Below are 15,532 nucleotides of genomic sequence, written 5' to 3' on the forward strand. Positions count from 1 at the left end.
ACCGGGCCCGAGCTACCCCAGAACCCAGAGCAGTACCAAACCCAGCAGGATGCTGCAAAGACCGAAGAAACGCAGCTGGCCGTCGCGCAGCTGCAGCAGTTGACTGAAGCCGCGCCGCCACCCGCCCGGCGAGACGAAAGGCAGGATGCCTTCGATCACCAGGACCAGCGCCAACGCGCTCCAGAAGGTGTCGGCGCTCACGGCTCCAGGCAGGACAGCGGAAACGGACGGCCTGTTGTTACTTGCGCGCCGAGCCGGAGCTCTGCATGGCGCGGAAGAAGTCCGAGGACGGGTCGAGCACCATCACGTCGCTCTTCTTGTTGAAGCTCTGCTTGTAGGCCTCGAGGCTGCGATAGAACTGGGCGAACTGCGGATCGCGGCCGAAGGCCTCGCTGTAGGTCGCGGCAGCCTGGGCATCGCCCTCGCCCTTGATCTTCTGGGCGTCGCGGTAGGCGTTGGCCACGATCACTTCGCGCTGGCGGTCGGCGTCGGCGCGGATCTTCTCGCCTTCGGCCGTGCCGGTGGAACGCAGCTCGTTGGCCACGCGCTTGCGCTCGGCTTCCATGCGGCGGTAGACCGATTCGGTGATGGCTTCCACGTAGTCCACGCGGGTGATGCGCACGTCGACCACGTCGACGCCCCAGGGCTTGGCGCCCTTCACCACGGCCAGCACTTCGCGCTGCACGTCGGCCATGAGGGCTTCGCGGCGCACGGAGATCAGGTCGCGCACGGTGCGCTTGTTGATGTTTTCCTGGAAGGCGTTGCGCACCACGCGGTTCAGCTGCATGGCACCCGCGTTCTCGTCGAGGCCGACGTTGCGGATGTAGGCCTGCGGGTCGGAGATGCGCCAGCGCACGTACCAGTCGATCACCACGCGCTGCTTTTCAGCGGTGAGCATGGGCTCGGTGTCGAGGCTCGAGAGCGTCAGCAGGCGCTTGTCGATGTACGACACGTTCTGGAACGGCGGCGGCAGCTTGAAGTTGAGGCCGGGCTCGGTGATGACCTGCTTGATCTGGCCGAGGGCATAGACCACGCCGAACTGGCGCTGGTCGACCACGAAAAGGGTCGAGCTCAGCAGCACGAGCAGGACGAGGACCGAGGTGGCGATGAAACCGATTCTGTTCATGTTGTTCCGGGCCTTTCTCAGCGCACGTCGCGGTCACGCGAGCGGCCGTCACGGGCGCGCACGTCGGTGGTGGCGGGCGCCACCGGGATCACCGACGACTGGGTCGGTGCGGTGCCGGCCACGCTGGGGCTGGCGGCATCCACGGGCGTGGCTGTGTTGCCACCGCCTTGCTGCATCAGCTTGTCGAGCGGCAGGTACAGCAGGTTGGAGCCCTGCTTGCTGTCGACCAGCACCTTGGTCGTGCTGGCGTAGATCTGCTGCATGGCGTCGGTGTACATGCGGTCGCGCGTCACCTGCGGCGCCTTCTGGTATTCGGTCAGCACCGAGCTGAAGCGACCGGCGTCACCCTGTGCCTGCGCCACGATGCGGGCCTTGTAGGCCTCGGACTCTTCCTTCAGGCGCGACGAGGTACCGGTGGCCAGCGGCACGACGTTGTTGGCGTAGGCCTCGGCGTCGTTCTTGGCGCGCTCGCGTTCCTGGCCGGCCTTGAGCACGTCGTCGAAGGCAGCCTGTACCTGCTCGGGCGGACGCACACCGCCCTGCTGCAGGTTGATGCCGACGACTTCGACACCGACCTTGTAGCGGTCGAGGATGGTCTGCATCAGTGCGCGCACGCGGGGGGCGATCTGGTCGCGTTCTTCGGCGAGCGCCGCGTCCATCTTCATCTTGCCGACCACTTCGCGCACGGAGCTTTCGGCCACCTGCACGATGGTTTCAGCGGGCGACTTGCTCTCGTAGAGCCAGGCGCGCGCATCGCTCAGGCGGTACTGCACGGCGAACTTGATTTCGACGATGTTCTCGTCTTCGGTCAGCATGGCCGATTCGCGCAGGCCGGTGGAACGCACGATGGCGTCGCGGCCCACGTCGGTGGAGCGGATCTGCGTGGTCACCACCACTTCGTGGCGTTGAATGGGGTACGGCAGGCGCCAGTTGAAGCCGGCGTTCACCGTCGACTTGTAGCGACCGAACTGCGTGACCACGGCCTGCTGGCCTTCGTTCACGATGAAGAAGCCGGTGCCGAGCCAGATCAGGACCGCCACGGCGGCCACGAGGCCGATGCCGAAGCCGGCATTCTTCATGTCAGGCTTGTAGCCGTTGCCGCCACCGCCGCCGGTGCCGTTGGGGCGATTGCCGCCACCCTTGCCACCGCCGAAGAAACCGCCGAGCTTGCGATTGAGGTCGCGCCAGAGTTCGTCGAGGTCGGGCGGACCCTGGTTCGGGCCCTGGCCGCGCGGGCGATTGCCGTTGCCGTTGTTGTTCTGGTTGCCGCTCGAGGGCGGCGGGATCGGGGCGCCGGGGGGATCGGCATCGGGTGGCCGGTTGCCGGCCGGGCGGTCGCCGTTGGAGGACGGCTCGTCGCCGCGACCCCATCGGCCATCGTTCAGGTTGAACATGCCCAGAAACCCTCTCCGCGCTGGCTTTGCATTCATTCGCTTCGTTCTCGTGTCAGTGGCGGGATTGTGCCCAATCAAGGGGCCGCATCGTGCAATTCAGCGTCCGCCTCAGGGGTCATCGTATCGGCGACGGAACCCGACTGCCGGGCCAGCTCGGCCCGCAGCAGCGGCAGGCCTTCACCAGTCTTGGCGCTGAGGAAGATGCGGGGAACCTGCACGCCGTCGATTTCCATCTCGTCCTGCAGATGCAGCGGATGTTGCGCGCTTTCAAGGGCGTCGAGCTTGTTGAACACCAGCAGTTGCGGCACGTCGCCTGCGCCGATGTCCTGCAGCACCGACTGGACCTCGGCCATCTGCTCGGGATAGTGCGGGTTGGAGGCATCGATCACGTGCAGCAGCAGGTCGGCATCGACCGCCTCCTGCAAGGTGGCCTTGAACGCGTCGACCAGGCCGTGCGGCAGGTCGCGGATGAAGCCCACGGTGTCGGAGATCGACACCTGCCGGCGCGCATCGCCCAGGTAGAGGTTGCGCGTGGTGGTGTCGAGCGTGGCGAACAGCTGGTCGGCCGCATAGGCGCGGGCCTTGACCATCGCATTGAAGATCGACGATTTGCCCGCGTTGGTGTAGCCGACGAGCGAGATGTTGAAGGTCTCGCGGCGCTCGCGCTGGCGGCGCTGCGTGCTGCGCTGCTTCTGCACCTTGGCCAGGCGCTCGCGCGTGCGCTTGATCGACTCGTTGATCATGCGGCGGTCGAGCTCGATCTGCTTCTCACCCGGGCCGCCGCGCACACCCGCACCGCCGGTCTGGCGCTCCAGGTGGGACCAACGACGGACCAGCCGCGTGCTCAGGTACTGCAGGCGAGCCAGCTCGACCTGCAGCTTGCCTTCGTGCGAGCGGGCACGCTGGGCGAAGATCTCGAGGATGAGGAAGGTGCGGTCGTAGACCGCGACATCGAGCTGGCGTTCGAGGTTGCGCTGCTGCGCAGGACTCAAGGACTGGTCGAAGATGACCTCGCTCGCCCGGTGCATGGCGGCGAGCTCCTTGATCTCTTCGGCCTTGCCGCTGCCGACGAACAGCGCCGCATCGGGCGCCTTGCGCTTGCAGGCCAGGCGGGCGACGGGCGTCAGGCCCGCGGTTTGTGCGAGCAGGCCAAGTTCTTCGAGCTCGCTGTCGAAATGGGGCAGCCCGAAATCGACACCGACGAGAACGGCGGCGCCTTCCTGGCGGGGGATCGAATCAGACAAGCGGAATCAGATATGGAAAAAGCGCGGCGGGGTTGCCGCCGCGCTCCGCGCGATCAGGCGGCGGCGTCGTCGTTCTCGTTGGCCGAGAAGTTGACGGCACGACCCGGCACGATGGTGGAAATGGCGTGCTTGTAGACCATTTGCGTCACTGTATTGCGAAGCAACACGACGTATTGATCGAAGGACTCGATCTGGCCTTGCAGCTTGATGCCGTTCACCAAATAAATGGAAACCGGCACATGCTCGCGACGCAAGGTGTTCAGAAACGGGTCTTGCAGAAGTTGCCCTTTATTGCTCACGATATTCTCCGTGTTCAAGAGTAGTTGTTGGAGAGATGACCTTAACACAGGGTTTCTGCGCCGCAGCAATCGGGGTCAAAAGCCTTGAGAAAATAACGGTTCTCAAAAGACGGAACTTCCGCTCCTGCTGCGGCTCAACGGCTGCCATCGGCAGCCAAGCGCCCTCAGTTGTCCTTGTCCACGAACGGATTCTGCGAGCTTTTGAACTGGATCCGCAAGGGCGTGCCCACGAGGTCGAATTCCTTGCGGAAACGCCCTTCCAGGAAACGCTTGTAGGCGTCGGTCACATGCTCCAGCGAATTGCCGTGAATGATGATCACGGGCGGATTCATGCCGCCCTGGTGCGCATAGCGCAGCTTGGGCCGGAACATGCCGCCGCGCTGGGGCGCCTGGAATTGCACCGCCTCCAGCAGCAGGCGCGTCAGCACCGGCGTAGACATCTTGCGCGTGGCCGACTTGTGGGCCTGCGCAATGGCCTGCCACACCGGGCCCAGGCCCTGGCGCTTGATGGCCGAGATGAAATGCAATGACGCGAACTTGAGGAACGGCAGGCGGGTTTCGATCTGCCGCTGGATCTGCTCGCGCTGGTAGCTGTCGACCGCATCCCATTTGTTGATGGCAATCACCACGGCACGTCCGCTTTCGAGGATGTAGCCGGCGATGTGCGCGTCCTGGTCGGTCACGCCCTGTGTGGCGTCGAGCAGCAGCAGCACGACGTTGGCCGATTCGATGGCCTGCAGTGTCTTGACCACCGAGAACTTCTCGATCGCCTCGAACACCCGGCCCTTGCGGCGCAGGCCGGCGGTGTCGATCAGCTCGAAACGCTGGCCGTTGCGCTCGAACGGCACCGAGATGGCGTCGCGCGTCGTGCCGGGCATGTCGAAGGCCACCAGGCGTTCTTCGCCCAGCCAGGTGTTGATCAGCGTCGACTTGCCGACGTTCGGCCGGCCGGCCACGGCCAGCTTGATCGGCTTGTTGATGTCGTCTTCGTCTTCCTCGTCGTCCGGATCGGCCAGGTTCAGCGGCGCAAGCGCCAGCTCGACCAGGTCGCGCATGCCCTGCCCGTGCGCCGCCGACACGCCGTGCACGTCGCCGAAGCCCAGCTCGTAGAAGTCGACCAGCTTGGTGCCGTCGTGCATGCCTTCGGCCTTGTTGGCCGCCAGCACGCAGGGCTTGCCCAGCCGGCGCAGCTCGTTGGCGATGTCGTGGTCTTGCGCCGACAGGCCTTCGCGGGCATCGACCACGAAGATCACGACGTCGGCCTCGGCCACGGCCTGCCGCGTCTGCTTGGCCATTTCCTTGTAGATGCCGCTGCCGGCATCGGGCTCGAAGCCGCCGGTGTCGATCACGATGAACTCGTGCTTGCCCAGGCGGCCGTTGCCGTAATGGCGGTCGCGCGTGAGGCCGGCGAAGTCGGCGACGATGGCGTCGCGCGTCTGGGTCAGGCGGTTGAAGAGCGTCGACTTGCCGACGTTGGGACGGCCGACCAGGGCCACGACCGGCTTCATGGCCGGCCTTTCGATGGCGCGGTTTTCATGGTCGGGCCTTGGAAGTAAGAGAAAGACAAAAAATGATTATTCAGGACGGTAGCCGAACACGCCACCCTTGGCGGTCACGACGACCACCGTGTTGCCGGCCAGGACCGGCGTCACGGTGATGGCCGAGCCATCGGGCGTGACGCGGTTGAGCAGCGCACCGTCTTCGCGCGACACGAAGTGCAGCGTGCCGGTGCTCTCGCCGATGATCAGCGAGCGGCCCACGGCCAGCGGCGCGGTCAGTTCGCGGTTCTTCAGGCGGCTCATCTGCCAGGCGCGTTCGCCGTCGGCGCGACGCCACGCAGTGACGCTGCCATCCGACTCGGTGCCATAGAGAAAGCGCTCGTCGCCGCTCACGCCGTCGGCACCCGAAGCCGGCTTGCTCCAGAGCAGCTGGCCGCGCAGCGTGTCGACGCAGCCGACGCTGGCGTAGTAGGCGCGTGCGCAGACCGTGTCGCCGTAGCGGCTCACGCTGCCGGTCAGGTCGACCAGGCGCTCCACGTCGTTGGTGCCGCGCGGCGCGGCGATGGGAGCTTCCCAGCGCGAGCTGCCGTTGCCGGGGTTCATGCCGACGAGTCGGCCGCCCAGACCGGCAACCAGCGTGTCGCCGACCGCGATCAGGACGCCCGACTTGCGCAGCACGAGGTTTTCGCCCGGGCGCTGTTGCTGCCACAGGCGACGGCCGCTCTGGCCGTCCCAGGCGCTGACGCTGCGGTCGGCGGTCTGCACGAAGACGCGGCGGCCGGCCACCAGCGGCGCGGTGAAGGCCTGCGCCGACAGGCGCTGCTTCCACAGCACCTTGCCGTTCTCGATGGCGACCACTTCGTTGTTGGTGGTGACCACGGCCGTCAGCGAACCGTCGCTGCCGACACCGGCCGCCAGCGGCGCGCCGGCGCTGGCGCGCCAGGTTTCGCGACCGGCGCGGGCGTCGATCGCGACGACCGTGCCGTCGCTGCCAGCCACGGTCACGATGTCGCCGCTGACATCGGCGGTGAGCGGGAATTCGACGCCCGGAATCCGTACGTTCCAGGCCTGGCGCACGCCCATCAGGGACGGGTTGGCCGGCAGCTCGGCGGGCTTGGGCTTGCCGGAGCCCGAACAGGCGGCCAGGAGCGCTACCAGAACAAGAGCAGAACCCGCGCGCAGGGCGGTCGATTCAGGCATGAAACGCTTGAAATTCATGAGGGTGTGCGATCAGGAGTTCTTGGGGACGGCGGGCGTCACGGTGACGGTCGGCGCCAGGGTCTTCGGGTCGACACCGACCGCATTGAGCTTGATCTCGACCAGTCGGCGGTAGTCCGAGCCGGCGCCCAGGCCGGTCCAGGCCTTGCGGTACTCGGCCTGCGCCTCGTCGCGCTTGCCCTGCGCCATGTAGATGTCGCCCTTGCGGTCGGCCACCAGCGGCTCGAATTCGGTCGGCACCTTGCCGTCGAGTTGTTTGAGCGCGTCGTCGTAAGACTTGGCATCGAGCAGCTCGGCTGCGAGACGCAGCTTGGCGATGGCCTGGTAGCCCGGGTCGACGGCGTTCTGCGCAACCCAGCCCAGCGCCGCGCGCGAGCCGTCGGCATTGCCCTTGTCGAACAGCGTCTTGGCGACCAGCAGGCCGGCCTGCTGCGCGTAGGCGGTGCCAGCGAAACGGTCCTTCATGTCGGTCATCACGCGCTGGATGCGCTCGACGTCGCCCGACTGCGTGCTGCGCTCGACCTCGTCATAGAGGGCCGCGGCCTGGGCAGCCTTGGTGCGCTGGTAGTACTGCCAGCCGTTCCAGGCCACGAAGGCGCCGGCGACGAGCAGCACAGCCCAGGTGATCAGGGTGCCGTAGGTGTTCCAGAAATGCTTGAGCTGGTCGAGCTGTTCCTGTTCTTCGAGGTCGAGATGGGTGGCCATGCGCTGTCAGAGGTTGGGAGCCGGCGATTGTAGGGTGGCGGCCCAGGTGGTCACTTCAGCAAGTGAACGGGCGGACTGCGCGACGCTGGCGTCGCGCAAGGCCTTGAGAGTCACTTCGCCGCGTGCAAGTTCATCGGCACCGAAGATCAGGGCGTAGGTGGCGCCGCTGGCGTCCGCCTTGCGCATCTGCGCCTTGAAGCTCGCCAGACCTTCGGCGGTGCTGGCGTGCATCTGCACGCGCACGCCGGTTTCGCGCAGCTGCTGCAAGGCGCGCAGCACGACGGGCATCGAAGCGGCGTCGGGCACGATGGCATAGACGTCGGGCACCGGTGCCGGCACTTCGGCGCCCTGCTCCTTCAGCAGATCGAGCACGCGCTCGACGCCGATGGCCCAGCCCACGGCGGGTGCCGGCTTGCCGCCGATCTGCGCGATCAGGTCGTCATAGCGGCCGCCGGCGCACACCGTGCCCTGCGCACCGAGGCGGTCGGTCACGAACTCGAACACCGTGAGGTTGTAGTAGTCGAGCCCGCGCACGAGGCGCGGGTTGATCGTGAAGGCGATGTCGTTGGCCTTGAGGATGGCCTGAAGCCCCTCGAAGTGCGCCAGCGATTCGGCGCCGAGGAAGTCGATCAGCTTCGGTGCCGACTCGACCACCTCTTTCATGGCTGGGTTCTTCGTGTCGAGGATGCGCAGCGGGTTGCTGTGCAGGCGGCGCTTGCCGTCCTCGTCGAGCTTGTCGGCGTGCTGCTCGAAGTGGGCGATGAGCTGGGCGCGGTGCAGCGCACGCTCGGCCGGCTGGCCCAGGCTGTTGAGTTCCAGGCGCACGTCGGTCAGGCCGATGGCCTTCCACAACGCGGTGGCCAGCAGGATCAGTTCGGCGTCGACATCGGGGCCGGCAAAGCCGAGCGCCTCGGCGCCGATCTGGTGGAACTGGCGGAAGCGCCCACGCTGCGGCTTTTCGCGGCGGAACATCGGGCCCGTGTACCAGAGGCGCTTGGGACCTTCGTAGAGCATGTTGTGCTCGATCACGGCACGCACGAGGCCGGCCGTGTTCTCGGGGCGCATCGCCAGGTGCTCCGACTGCCCATGCTTGTCCGAACGGTCTTCGAAGGCGTACATCTCCTTCTCGACGATGTCCGTCACCTCGCCGATGCCGCGCACGAACAGCGCCGTGTGCTCCAGGATCGGGGTGCGGACATTGCGGTACGCATAGCGCCCCATCAGCTCGCGCACGGTGGCCTCGAGCCACTCCCAGCGCGCCGATTCGGGCGGCAATATGTCGTTCATGCCTTTGACGGCATTCAATTTTTCAGCCATGAGTCTGCGGAGGTGTCAGGCCAGGACAGCGTGTTCGCTGCCGAAGCGCTTTTCGATGTAGGTTTCGACGAGTTGGTGGAACTCGTTGGCGATATTGTCGCCGCGCAGCGTGAGGGCCTTTTCGCCGTCGATGAAGACCGGCGCGGCCGGCGCTTCGCCGGTGCCGGGCAGGCTGATGCCGATGTCGGCGTGCTTGCTCTCGCCGGGGCCGTTGACGATGCAACCCATGACGGCCACCTTCAGCGTCTCGACACCGGGGTATTTCTTGCGCCAGACCGGCATCTGCAGGCGCAGGTAGTCGTCGATCTGCTTGGCCAGTTCCTGGAACGTGGTGCTCGTGGTGCGGCCGCAGCCCGGGCAGGCCGTGACGCTCGGCACGAACACGCGCAGGCCCAGGGCCTGGAGGATTTCGTTGGCGATCAGCACTTCCTGCGTGCGCGACTCGCCCGGCTGCGGCGTGAGCGACACGCGGATCGTGTCGCCGATGCCCTCTTGCAGCAGGATCGACAGCGCCGTGGCCGAGGCCACCGTGCCCTTGGTGCCCATGCCGGCTTCGGTCAGGCCCAGGTGCAGCGGGTTGTCGCAGCGCTTCGCGAGTTCGCGGTAGACCGAGATCAGGTCCTGCACGCCGCTCACCTTGCACGACAGGATGACCTGGTTGCCGGCCATGCCCATCGACTCGGCCAGCTTCGCGGATTCGATGGCCGAGGTGATCAGCGCCTCGTACATCACCTGCTTGGCGTCCCAGGGCTCGGCGCGCTGGCTGTTGGTGTCCATCAGGCTGGCAAGCAGCTCCTGGTCGAGGCTGCCCCAGTTCACGCCGATGCGCACCGGCTTGTTCCAGCGCATGGCCGCATCGATCATCTGGCCGAACTGCTTGTCCTTCTTGTCGCCCTTGCCCACGTTGCCGGGGTTGATGCGGTACTTGCTCAGCGCCTCGGCGCAGGCCGGATAGTCGGTGAGCAGGCGGTGGCCGTTGTAGTGGAAGTCGCCGATCAGCGGCACGTCGATGCCCATGCGATCGAGCTGCTCGCGGATGTAGGGCACCTGCGCGGCGGCCTCGGGCGTGTTGACGGTGATGCGGACCATTTCGGAGCCCGCAATGGCGAGCTCCTTGACTTGGATCGCCGTGCCGATGGCATCGACCGTGTCGGTGTTGGTCATCGACTGCACGCGCGTGGGCGCGTCGCCCCCCACCGTGACGATGCGCGGGCCCCAGACCACGCTGGCCTGGCGCGAGCGGCGCGCCTTGGGCGCCGCCGATTCGATGGGTTGGGGAGTGCAGTCGGTTGTCACGATTTCACCTCGAAACGCGCCACGCCGCCGCCGCGGGTGACAGGCTTCAGATCGTAGGGCTTTCCGTTCACCTGCACATCGACGGCCGATGCACGCCCCACCACCACGGACAGCGGCAGCGTGCCGGACAGCCCGACGGTCTCGCCGACCTGCAGGCTGCGGCGCAGCAGTTGCTTGCCACCGGCCTCGGTGACGGTGATCCAGCATTCCTCGCGCGCCACGAAGACGAGCTGCTGACTGCTGGCTGTGCTGGCGCTGGTGCTGGCGACGGCCGCGAGGGGCGCGGAAGCCGGGGCGGTTGGCGCAGCAGCCGCCACGCCGGCGGCCGGTGCGGCGCCCACCGGGCCGGTCGGCGCCACGGCCTGCGTCGGCACGGGCTCCGAGACATCGGCCGGATCGGCGGGCGGCGGCATGGCCTCGCCCTCGTTCTTTGCGGTCAGCCGCGCGACGGAGGCGCCGATCTGGTCGAACGCCGATTGCGGCATCCAGAACAGCACGCCGGCGCCGATCAAGAGCAGCACCACGACTGTCAGCAGCGCGCGCGACGGCAGGCCGCCGGAGCGCCCACCGTTCCAGCGCGGCGTGTCGGACACGACGCGGGCATTCAACGTGCGATTGGTTTCGGCCAGCGGTGCGCGTTGCGCGCCCGGCAGCTTGGCAAGCACGGGCGCCGGATCGATGCGCAGTGCACGGCACACGCTGCTGGCCAGGGCCCGGGCGAACACCGGGTCGGGCAGTGAGGCGATGTCGTCGGCTTCGAGCGCGATCAGCTTTTGCGGCGGCACCTTGAGCGCCGCGGCCACCATCTCGATGTGCAGGCCATGCGCTTCGCGCGCCTCGCGCAGCATGTCACCGGCCGTCTTGTGCGCGACGTCGCCTTCTGCCAGCGGCAGCGCCGCGGACGTCCCGAACTCCGAAACCCGTTCAGTCATTGAAATTCCCGCGCTCGTACGCCATTGCCTCCCGCGATTGAGGGAAACGTCGTTGCAATTGACCGCCCAGCTGCGCGACAGCCTCGCGGTTGTTGAGCTTCCGTTCGATCTTGATGCCGAGCCAGAGCGTCTCGGCATTGGCCGAGGGGCTGTTGTTGACACGGCGGACGTAGAACTGCGCGCGCGACCATTCTTCGCGCTGCGCCAGCACCGAGGCCAGGTTGAAGCCGACCACCGGATTGCCGGCATCGAGCTCGTAGGCCTGCAGGAGGCTGCGCTCGGCCTGCGGCCGCTGGCCGGCCTTGAGCTCGCAGACCCCCTGGGTCATGAGCGTCTTGGCACGGTCGGCATAGCTGGGCACGGCCAGTGCCGCGGCGAACTGCTGCGCGGCGTCGCCGTAGCGGTTCTGCTGGCACAGCAGCCAGCCATAGTTGTGGCGCGTGTTGGCGTCGCGCGGATTGATTGCGACCGCGCGGCGGAAGCTGTCTTCGGCCTGGCCGGCGTCGTCCAGCCGCATGTAGACCAGGCCGCGCAGGTTGTAGGCGTCGGCGTAGTTCGGGTCGATGGCCAGCACCTGCTTGAGCTCTTCGAGGGCGACCGAGGGCTGGCCGTGTTCGAAATAGCCGGCCGCCAGCTCCATCCGCAGGCGGGCACGGCGACGGTTGTTTTCGTCGACGTCGGTCACGGCAGTGGTACCGCTGTCGGCCCCGCTGCCGACAAGCCCGGTGGTGGTGGTTCGCGTGTTGACGCAGCCCGCGAGAAGAAGCGCCACGGCGACGCTCGCGATTCCTGCGCTCAGCACTCGCTGCGCGCTCGCGGTCGTCGTCGGAAAGGCCATGCTCATTGCGTCAATGCTCCTGGGGAACGGTGGTCTTGGGGGTCTTGGCGCGGGGCGGGTGCAGAACGACGGGACGCTCGGCCACCGCCGCACGGCGCTGGGCCATGCGCTCGGCCGCACGGGTGCGGTCTTTCACGTCGCCGGCGAGTTGTCCGCAGGCGGCGTCGATGTCGTCACCGCGCGTCTTGCGCACGGTGGTCACGAGGCCCGCTTCGCTCAGCGTGCGGGCAAAGGCCAGCACGCGCGGTTGCGGCGAGCGCAGCAGGCCCGACGCCGGAAACGGGTTGAACGGAATCAGGTTGAACTTGCACGAGACGTCGTGTTTGCGCACGAGCTCGATCAGCTGGCGCGCATGTTCGGGCTGGTCGTTCACGCCGTCGAGCATGCAGTATTCGAAGGTGATGAAGTCGCGCGGCGCATGCACGAGGTAGCGCTTGCAGGCCTCGAGCAGTTCGGCGATCGGGTACTTGCGATTGAGCGGCACGAGGTCGTCGCGCAGCGCATCGTTGGGCGCATGCAGCGAGACAGCCATGGCCACGGCGTAATCGGTGCCCAGGCGGTCGATCATCGGCACCACGCCGGAGGTCGATACGGTGACCCGGCGGCGCGACAGCCCGTAGGCGTTGTCGTCGAGCATGGTGCGCAAGGCAGGCACCAGCGCCGAGTAGTTCTGCAGCGGCTCGCCCATGCCCATCATCACCACGTTGGAGATGACGCGCTCGCTGCGATTCAGGTGCTTGCGCAGGAAGTGCTCGGCGAACCAGAGCTGGGCGACGATTTCGCCCGTGGTGAGGTTGCGGCTGAAGCCCTGATGCCCGGTCGAGCAAAAGCGGCAGCCTACGGCGCAACCGGCCTGCGACGACACGCACAGCGTGCCGCGGTCGTCTTCGGGGATGAACACGGCCTCGACCGCATCGCCGCCGCCGACGTCGAACAGCCACTTGATCGTGCCGTCTTTGGATTCATGCTGCGTGAGGACCGACAGGGCCTCCACGCGCGCGGTGGTTGCGAGTTTCTCGCGCAGCGACTTCGCCAGATCGGTCATCTGGGTGAAGTCGCTGGCGCCACGCTGGTGGATCCAGCGGAACAGCTGCGTGGCGCGGAATTTTTTCTCGCCGAGTTTTTCGCAGAACGCAGCCAGCCCGTCGAGATCGAATTCGAGCAGATTGGCTGTGGTCATGAATTCAGGCGAGCAACGGCTTCAACGTGCGTAGACGTTGAGGCCGGCGAAGAAGAACGACACTTCGTTGGCAGCCGTTTCGGGCGCGTCCGAGCCGTGAACGGCGTTGGCGTCGATGCTGTCGGCGAAGTCGGCGCGGATGGTGCCGGCGGCTGCCTTCTTGGGGTCCGTGGCGCCCATCAGGTCACGGTTCTTGGCGATGGCGTTCTCGCCTTCGAGCACTTGCACGAACACGGGGCCCGAGATCATGAACTCGACGAGGTCCTTGAAGAAGGGACGCTCCTTGTGCACCGAGTAGAACTGCTCGGCTTCATTGCGCGACAGGTGAACCAGCTTGGCGGCGACGATCTTGAGGCCGGCAGCCTCGAAGCGGGAAACGATCTTGCCGATGACGTTCTTGGCGACGGCGTCGGGCTTGATGATGGAAAGGGTACGTTCGATAGCCATTGAAATGCTTCCTGAGCTTTGATTTTGAAGTGTTTTGTCACAACTGCAACGAGTTTGTTTCGCGGCACGTCGACAAAGCCTCTGATTTTAACCGGCGCGACCTGCGGGATTGGTGAAAACCCCGCGAAAGGCCGCGCTCCGACGGCTGGCTTTCAGCGTCCGCGGCGGCGTCCGCCGCCACCACCGCCAAAGCCACCACCGCCGCCTTGCGAGCCGCCACCACCGCCGCGACGTCCCGGACCGCCGCGCTGTTCCTTGCGCTGGCGCGAGAAGCTGTCGGCACCGATGTAGCCGAGCGACGTCTTCATCGGATCGGGCTGGTTCGCACCGCCGCCACCGCCAGCACCCGCCGACCGGTTGCCACCGCCACCCTGCCCTTGCCCCTGGCCGCCCTGACGGTTGCCGGGACCGGCGTTGCCGCGACGCCCTTGCTGCGGCGGGCCGCCATTGCCACCACCCCGGTTGGGACCACCGCGTCCGCCGCGCTCGCCACGCGGCGGACGACCGTCGCCCAGCGGACTCGGGATCGGTGCTTCGCCGCGCGCTTCACGCGGCTGACCGCCACCCATGCCGCCGTTGCGGTTGTTGTTGTTGCCGCGGCGCTTCTTGTTCCGGCCATTGCGACCGCCACCCTCCGGTCCGCCGGGACCGCGCTGCGACGGACCCGCCGGTCGCGCCTGCGCACCACCCGAGGCCTGGAACAGCGCCTGGATATCGCGCTCGTCGAGCTCCATCCAGGCACCGCGCTTGAGACCGCGCGGCAGCACCATCGCGCCGTAGCGGATGCGGATCAGCCGGCTGACCGCATGGCCCACCGACTCGAACAGGCGGCGCACCTCGCGATTGCGGCCTTCGGAAATGGTCACGCGGTACCAGCAGTTGGAGCCTTCGCCGCCACCGTCTTCGATGGTGCCGAACTGCGCCATGCCGTCGTCCAGGCGCACGCCCTCGAGCAGCTTCTTCTTTTCTTCGCTGGTGAGCGCGCCCAGCACGCGCACCGCGTACTCGCGCTCCAGGCCGAAGCGCGGGTGCATGAGCTGGTTGGCCAGGTCGCCGGAGCTGCTGAACAGCAGCAGGCCTTCGGTGTTCAGGTCAAGCCGGCCGACCGACTGCCACTTGCCCTGCTGCAGACGCGGCAGCTTGCGGAACACCGTCGGGCGGTTCTGCGGATCGTCGTGCGTGACGACCTCGCCCACGGGCTTGTGGTACGCGATCACGCGCGGCGGCGGCGGTGCGATGCGGTAGCGGATCGGCTTGCCGTTGATCTTGACCTGGTCGCCGTACTGGATGCGCTGGCCGATGTGGGCCGGCTCGTTGTTGACCGAGATGCGGCCCTGCAAGATGAGTTGCTCCATCTCGAGGCGCGAACCGAGACCGGCCTGCGCCAGCACCTTGTGCAGCTTGGGCGAATCGGCCTCGGGCAGCAGCACGCGCTTGAGCGGTGGCACCTCGGGGCTTTCTTCGTCGGCGTCGAACTGGCCGGAGATGACGTCGGCAAAACGGATCGGCTCGGTCGGCGGCGCATTGCGCTGCTCGCGCTCGGCGGCACGACGGGCGCGGTCGAGGTCGTCTTCCTCTTCGTCGGGCTCGTCTTCCTCGTCGTCTTCGTCGTCCCCACGGTCGTCGTCCTGGTCTTCGTCGGACGCCTGGAGACGCTGTGCTTCGACCGGTGCCGGCTCGTCTGCCTCGGCTGCCACGGCTTCCGCAGCCACGGGCGCCACATCGGGCTGGACCGTCGCGGGAGCTTCCGCAGCAGGAGCGACTTCCGCCGCGCTCACCAATTGCTCATCGGCAGCCGGCGCCTCGACCACCTTCTTCTTGCGGGGTGCACGCGGCTTCTTCGGCGCTTCCCCGGCCTCGGCCCCTGCCGGCTCTGCGGGCGCAGCGACGGATTCAACAGCAACTTCCGTCACCTTCTTGGGCGTGGCGGCCCGCTTCCGCTTCTTGACTTCGGGTTCGACCGGCAGCATCGCTGCGTCGTCGGTGTCGGATGAGCTCATGGGGTTTTTCCGGGAGAAACAGCGTGGGGGTCGTGGG

At 67.0% G+C, this 15,532-nt stretch carries 15 protein-coding genes; all 15 read right to left on the reverse strand.

Annotated elements, in window-relative coordinates; all coding sequences use genetic code 11:
• Nucleotides 1-12: 12 nt before the first annotated feature.
• On the reverse strand, nucleotides 13-201 hold the full coding sequence (locus AC3WQR_RS22665) for a DUF2065 domain-containing protein (RefSeq protein ID WP_062480756.1): 189 nt from the start codon (nucleotides 199-201) through the stop codon (nucleotides 13-15).
• 37 nt (nucleotides 202-238) lie between these two features.
• On the reverse strand, nucleotides 239-1,126 hold the full coding sequence (gene hflC / locus AC3WQR_RS22670; protein ID WP_062480758.1) for a protease modulator HflC: 888 nt from the start codon (nucleotides 1,124-1,126) through the stop codon (nucleotides 239-241).
• A 17-nt stretch (nucleotides 1,127-1,143) separates the two neighbouring features.
• Nucleotides 1,144-2,520, reverse strand: coding sequence for an FtsH protease activity modulator HflK (gene hflK, locus AC3WQR_RS22675; RefSeq protein WP_070061003.1), 1,377 nt, complete (start codon nucleotides 2,518-2,520; stop codon nucleotides 1,144-1,146).
• Between the two features lie 74 nt (nucleotides 2,521-2,594).
• Entirely contained in the window at nucleotides 2,595-3,764 is a 1,170-nt protein-coding gene (hflX, locus tag AC3WQR_RS22680) for a GTPase HflX (RefSeq protein ID WP_070061004.1), read from the reverse strand.
• A gap of 53 nt (nucleotides 3,765-3,817) precedes the next feature.
• Nucleotides 3,818-4,063, reverse strand: coding sequence for an RNA chaperone Hfq (hfq, locus tag AC3WQR_RS22685; protein WP_056582504.1), 246 nt, complete (start codon nucleotides 4,061-4,063; stop codon nucleotides 3,818-3,820).
• Nucleotides 4,064-4,227: 164 nt separating this feature from the next.
• Nucleotides 4,228-5,571 (reverse strand): ribosome biogenesis GTPase Der, encoded by a 1,344-nt coding sequence (der, locus tag AC3WQR_RS22690; RefSeq protein WP_492743816.1) that lies wholly within the window; start codon nucleotides 5,569-5,571, stop codon nucleotides 4,228-4,230.
• A gap of 66 nt (nucleotides 5,572-5,637) precedes the next feature.
• Entirely contained in the window at nucleotides 5,638-6,780 is a 1,143-nt protein-coding gene (gene bamB / locus AC3WQR_RS22695; RefSeq protein ID WP_062480765.1) for an outer membrane protein assembly factor BamB, read from the reverse strand.
• Between the two features lie 12 nt (nucleotides 6,781-6,792).
• On the reverse strand, nucleotides 6,793-7,485 hold the full coding sequence (locus AC3WQR_RS22700) for a YfgM family protein (RefSeq protein ID WP_062480767.1): 693 nt from the start codon (nucleotides 7,483-7,485) through the stop codon (nucleotides 6,793-6,795).
• A gap of 6 nt (nucleotides 7,486-7,491) precedes the next feature.
• Nucleotides 7,492-8,802, reverse strand: a complete 1,311-nt coding sequence (gene hisS / locus AC3WQR_RS22705) for a histidine--tRNA ligase (RefSeq protein ID WP_159271538.1) — start codon at nucleotides 8,800-8,802, stop codon at nucleotides 7,492-7,494.
• A gap of 15 nt (nucleotides 8,803-8,817) precedes the next feature.
• Nucleotides 8,818-10,098: a flavodoxin-dependent (E)-4-hydroxy-3-methylbut-2-enyl-diphosphate synthase gene (gene ispG / locus AC3WQR_RS22710; protein ID WP_070061008.1), complete on the reverse strand. Its 1,281-nt coding sequence runs from the start codon at nucleotides 10,096-10,098 to the stop codon at nucleotides 8,818-8,820.
• Entirely contained in the window at nucleotides 10,095-11,030 is a 936-nt protein-coding gene (locus AC3WQR_RS22715; RefSeq protein ID WP_492743819.1) for a helix-turn-helix domain-containing protein, read from the reverse strand. The genes ispG and AC3WQR_RS22715 overlap by 4 nt, the downstream gene beginning before the upstream one ends.
• Nucleotides 11,023-11,874 carry a type IV pilus biogenesis/stability protein PilW gene (pilW, locus tag AC3WQR_RS22720; protein ID WP_492743821.1) on the reverse strand — a complete coding sequence of 284 codons (852 nt, stop codon included), beginning with the start codon at nucleotides 11,872-11,874 and terminating at the stop codon, nucleotides 11,023-11,025. The genes AC3WQR_RS22715 and pilW overlap by 8 nt, the downstream gene beginning before the upstream one ends.
• Before the next feature lie 4 nt (nucleotides 11,875-11,878).
• Entirely contained in the window at nucleotides 11,879-13,048 is a 1,170-nt protein-coding gene (gene rlmN, locus AC3WQR_RS22725) for a dual-specificity RNA methyltransferase RlmN (protein ID WP_492743823.1), read from the reverse strand.
• 21 nt (nucleotides 13,049-13,069) lie between these two features.
• Nucleotides 13,070-13,495, reverse strand: a complete 426-nt coding sequence (ndk, locus tag AC3WQR_RS22730; RefSeq protein WP_013542117.1) for a nucleoside-diphosphate kinase — start codon at nucleotides 13,493-13,495, stop codon at nucleotides 13,070-13,072.
• 152 nt (nucleotides 13,496-13,647) lie between these two features.
• Complete coding sequence (locus AC3WQR_RS22735) at nucleotides 13,648-15,495, reverse strand: pseudouridine synthase (RefSeq protein WP_492743825.1); 1,848 nt, start codon at nucleotides 15,493-15,495, stop codon at nucleotides 13,648-13,650.
• Nucleotides 15,496-15,532: the final 37 nt, after the last annotated feature.

Source organism: Variovorax sp. FW305-3-2-15-B-LB1, assembly GCF_058787635.1.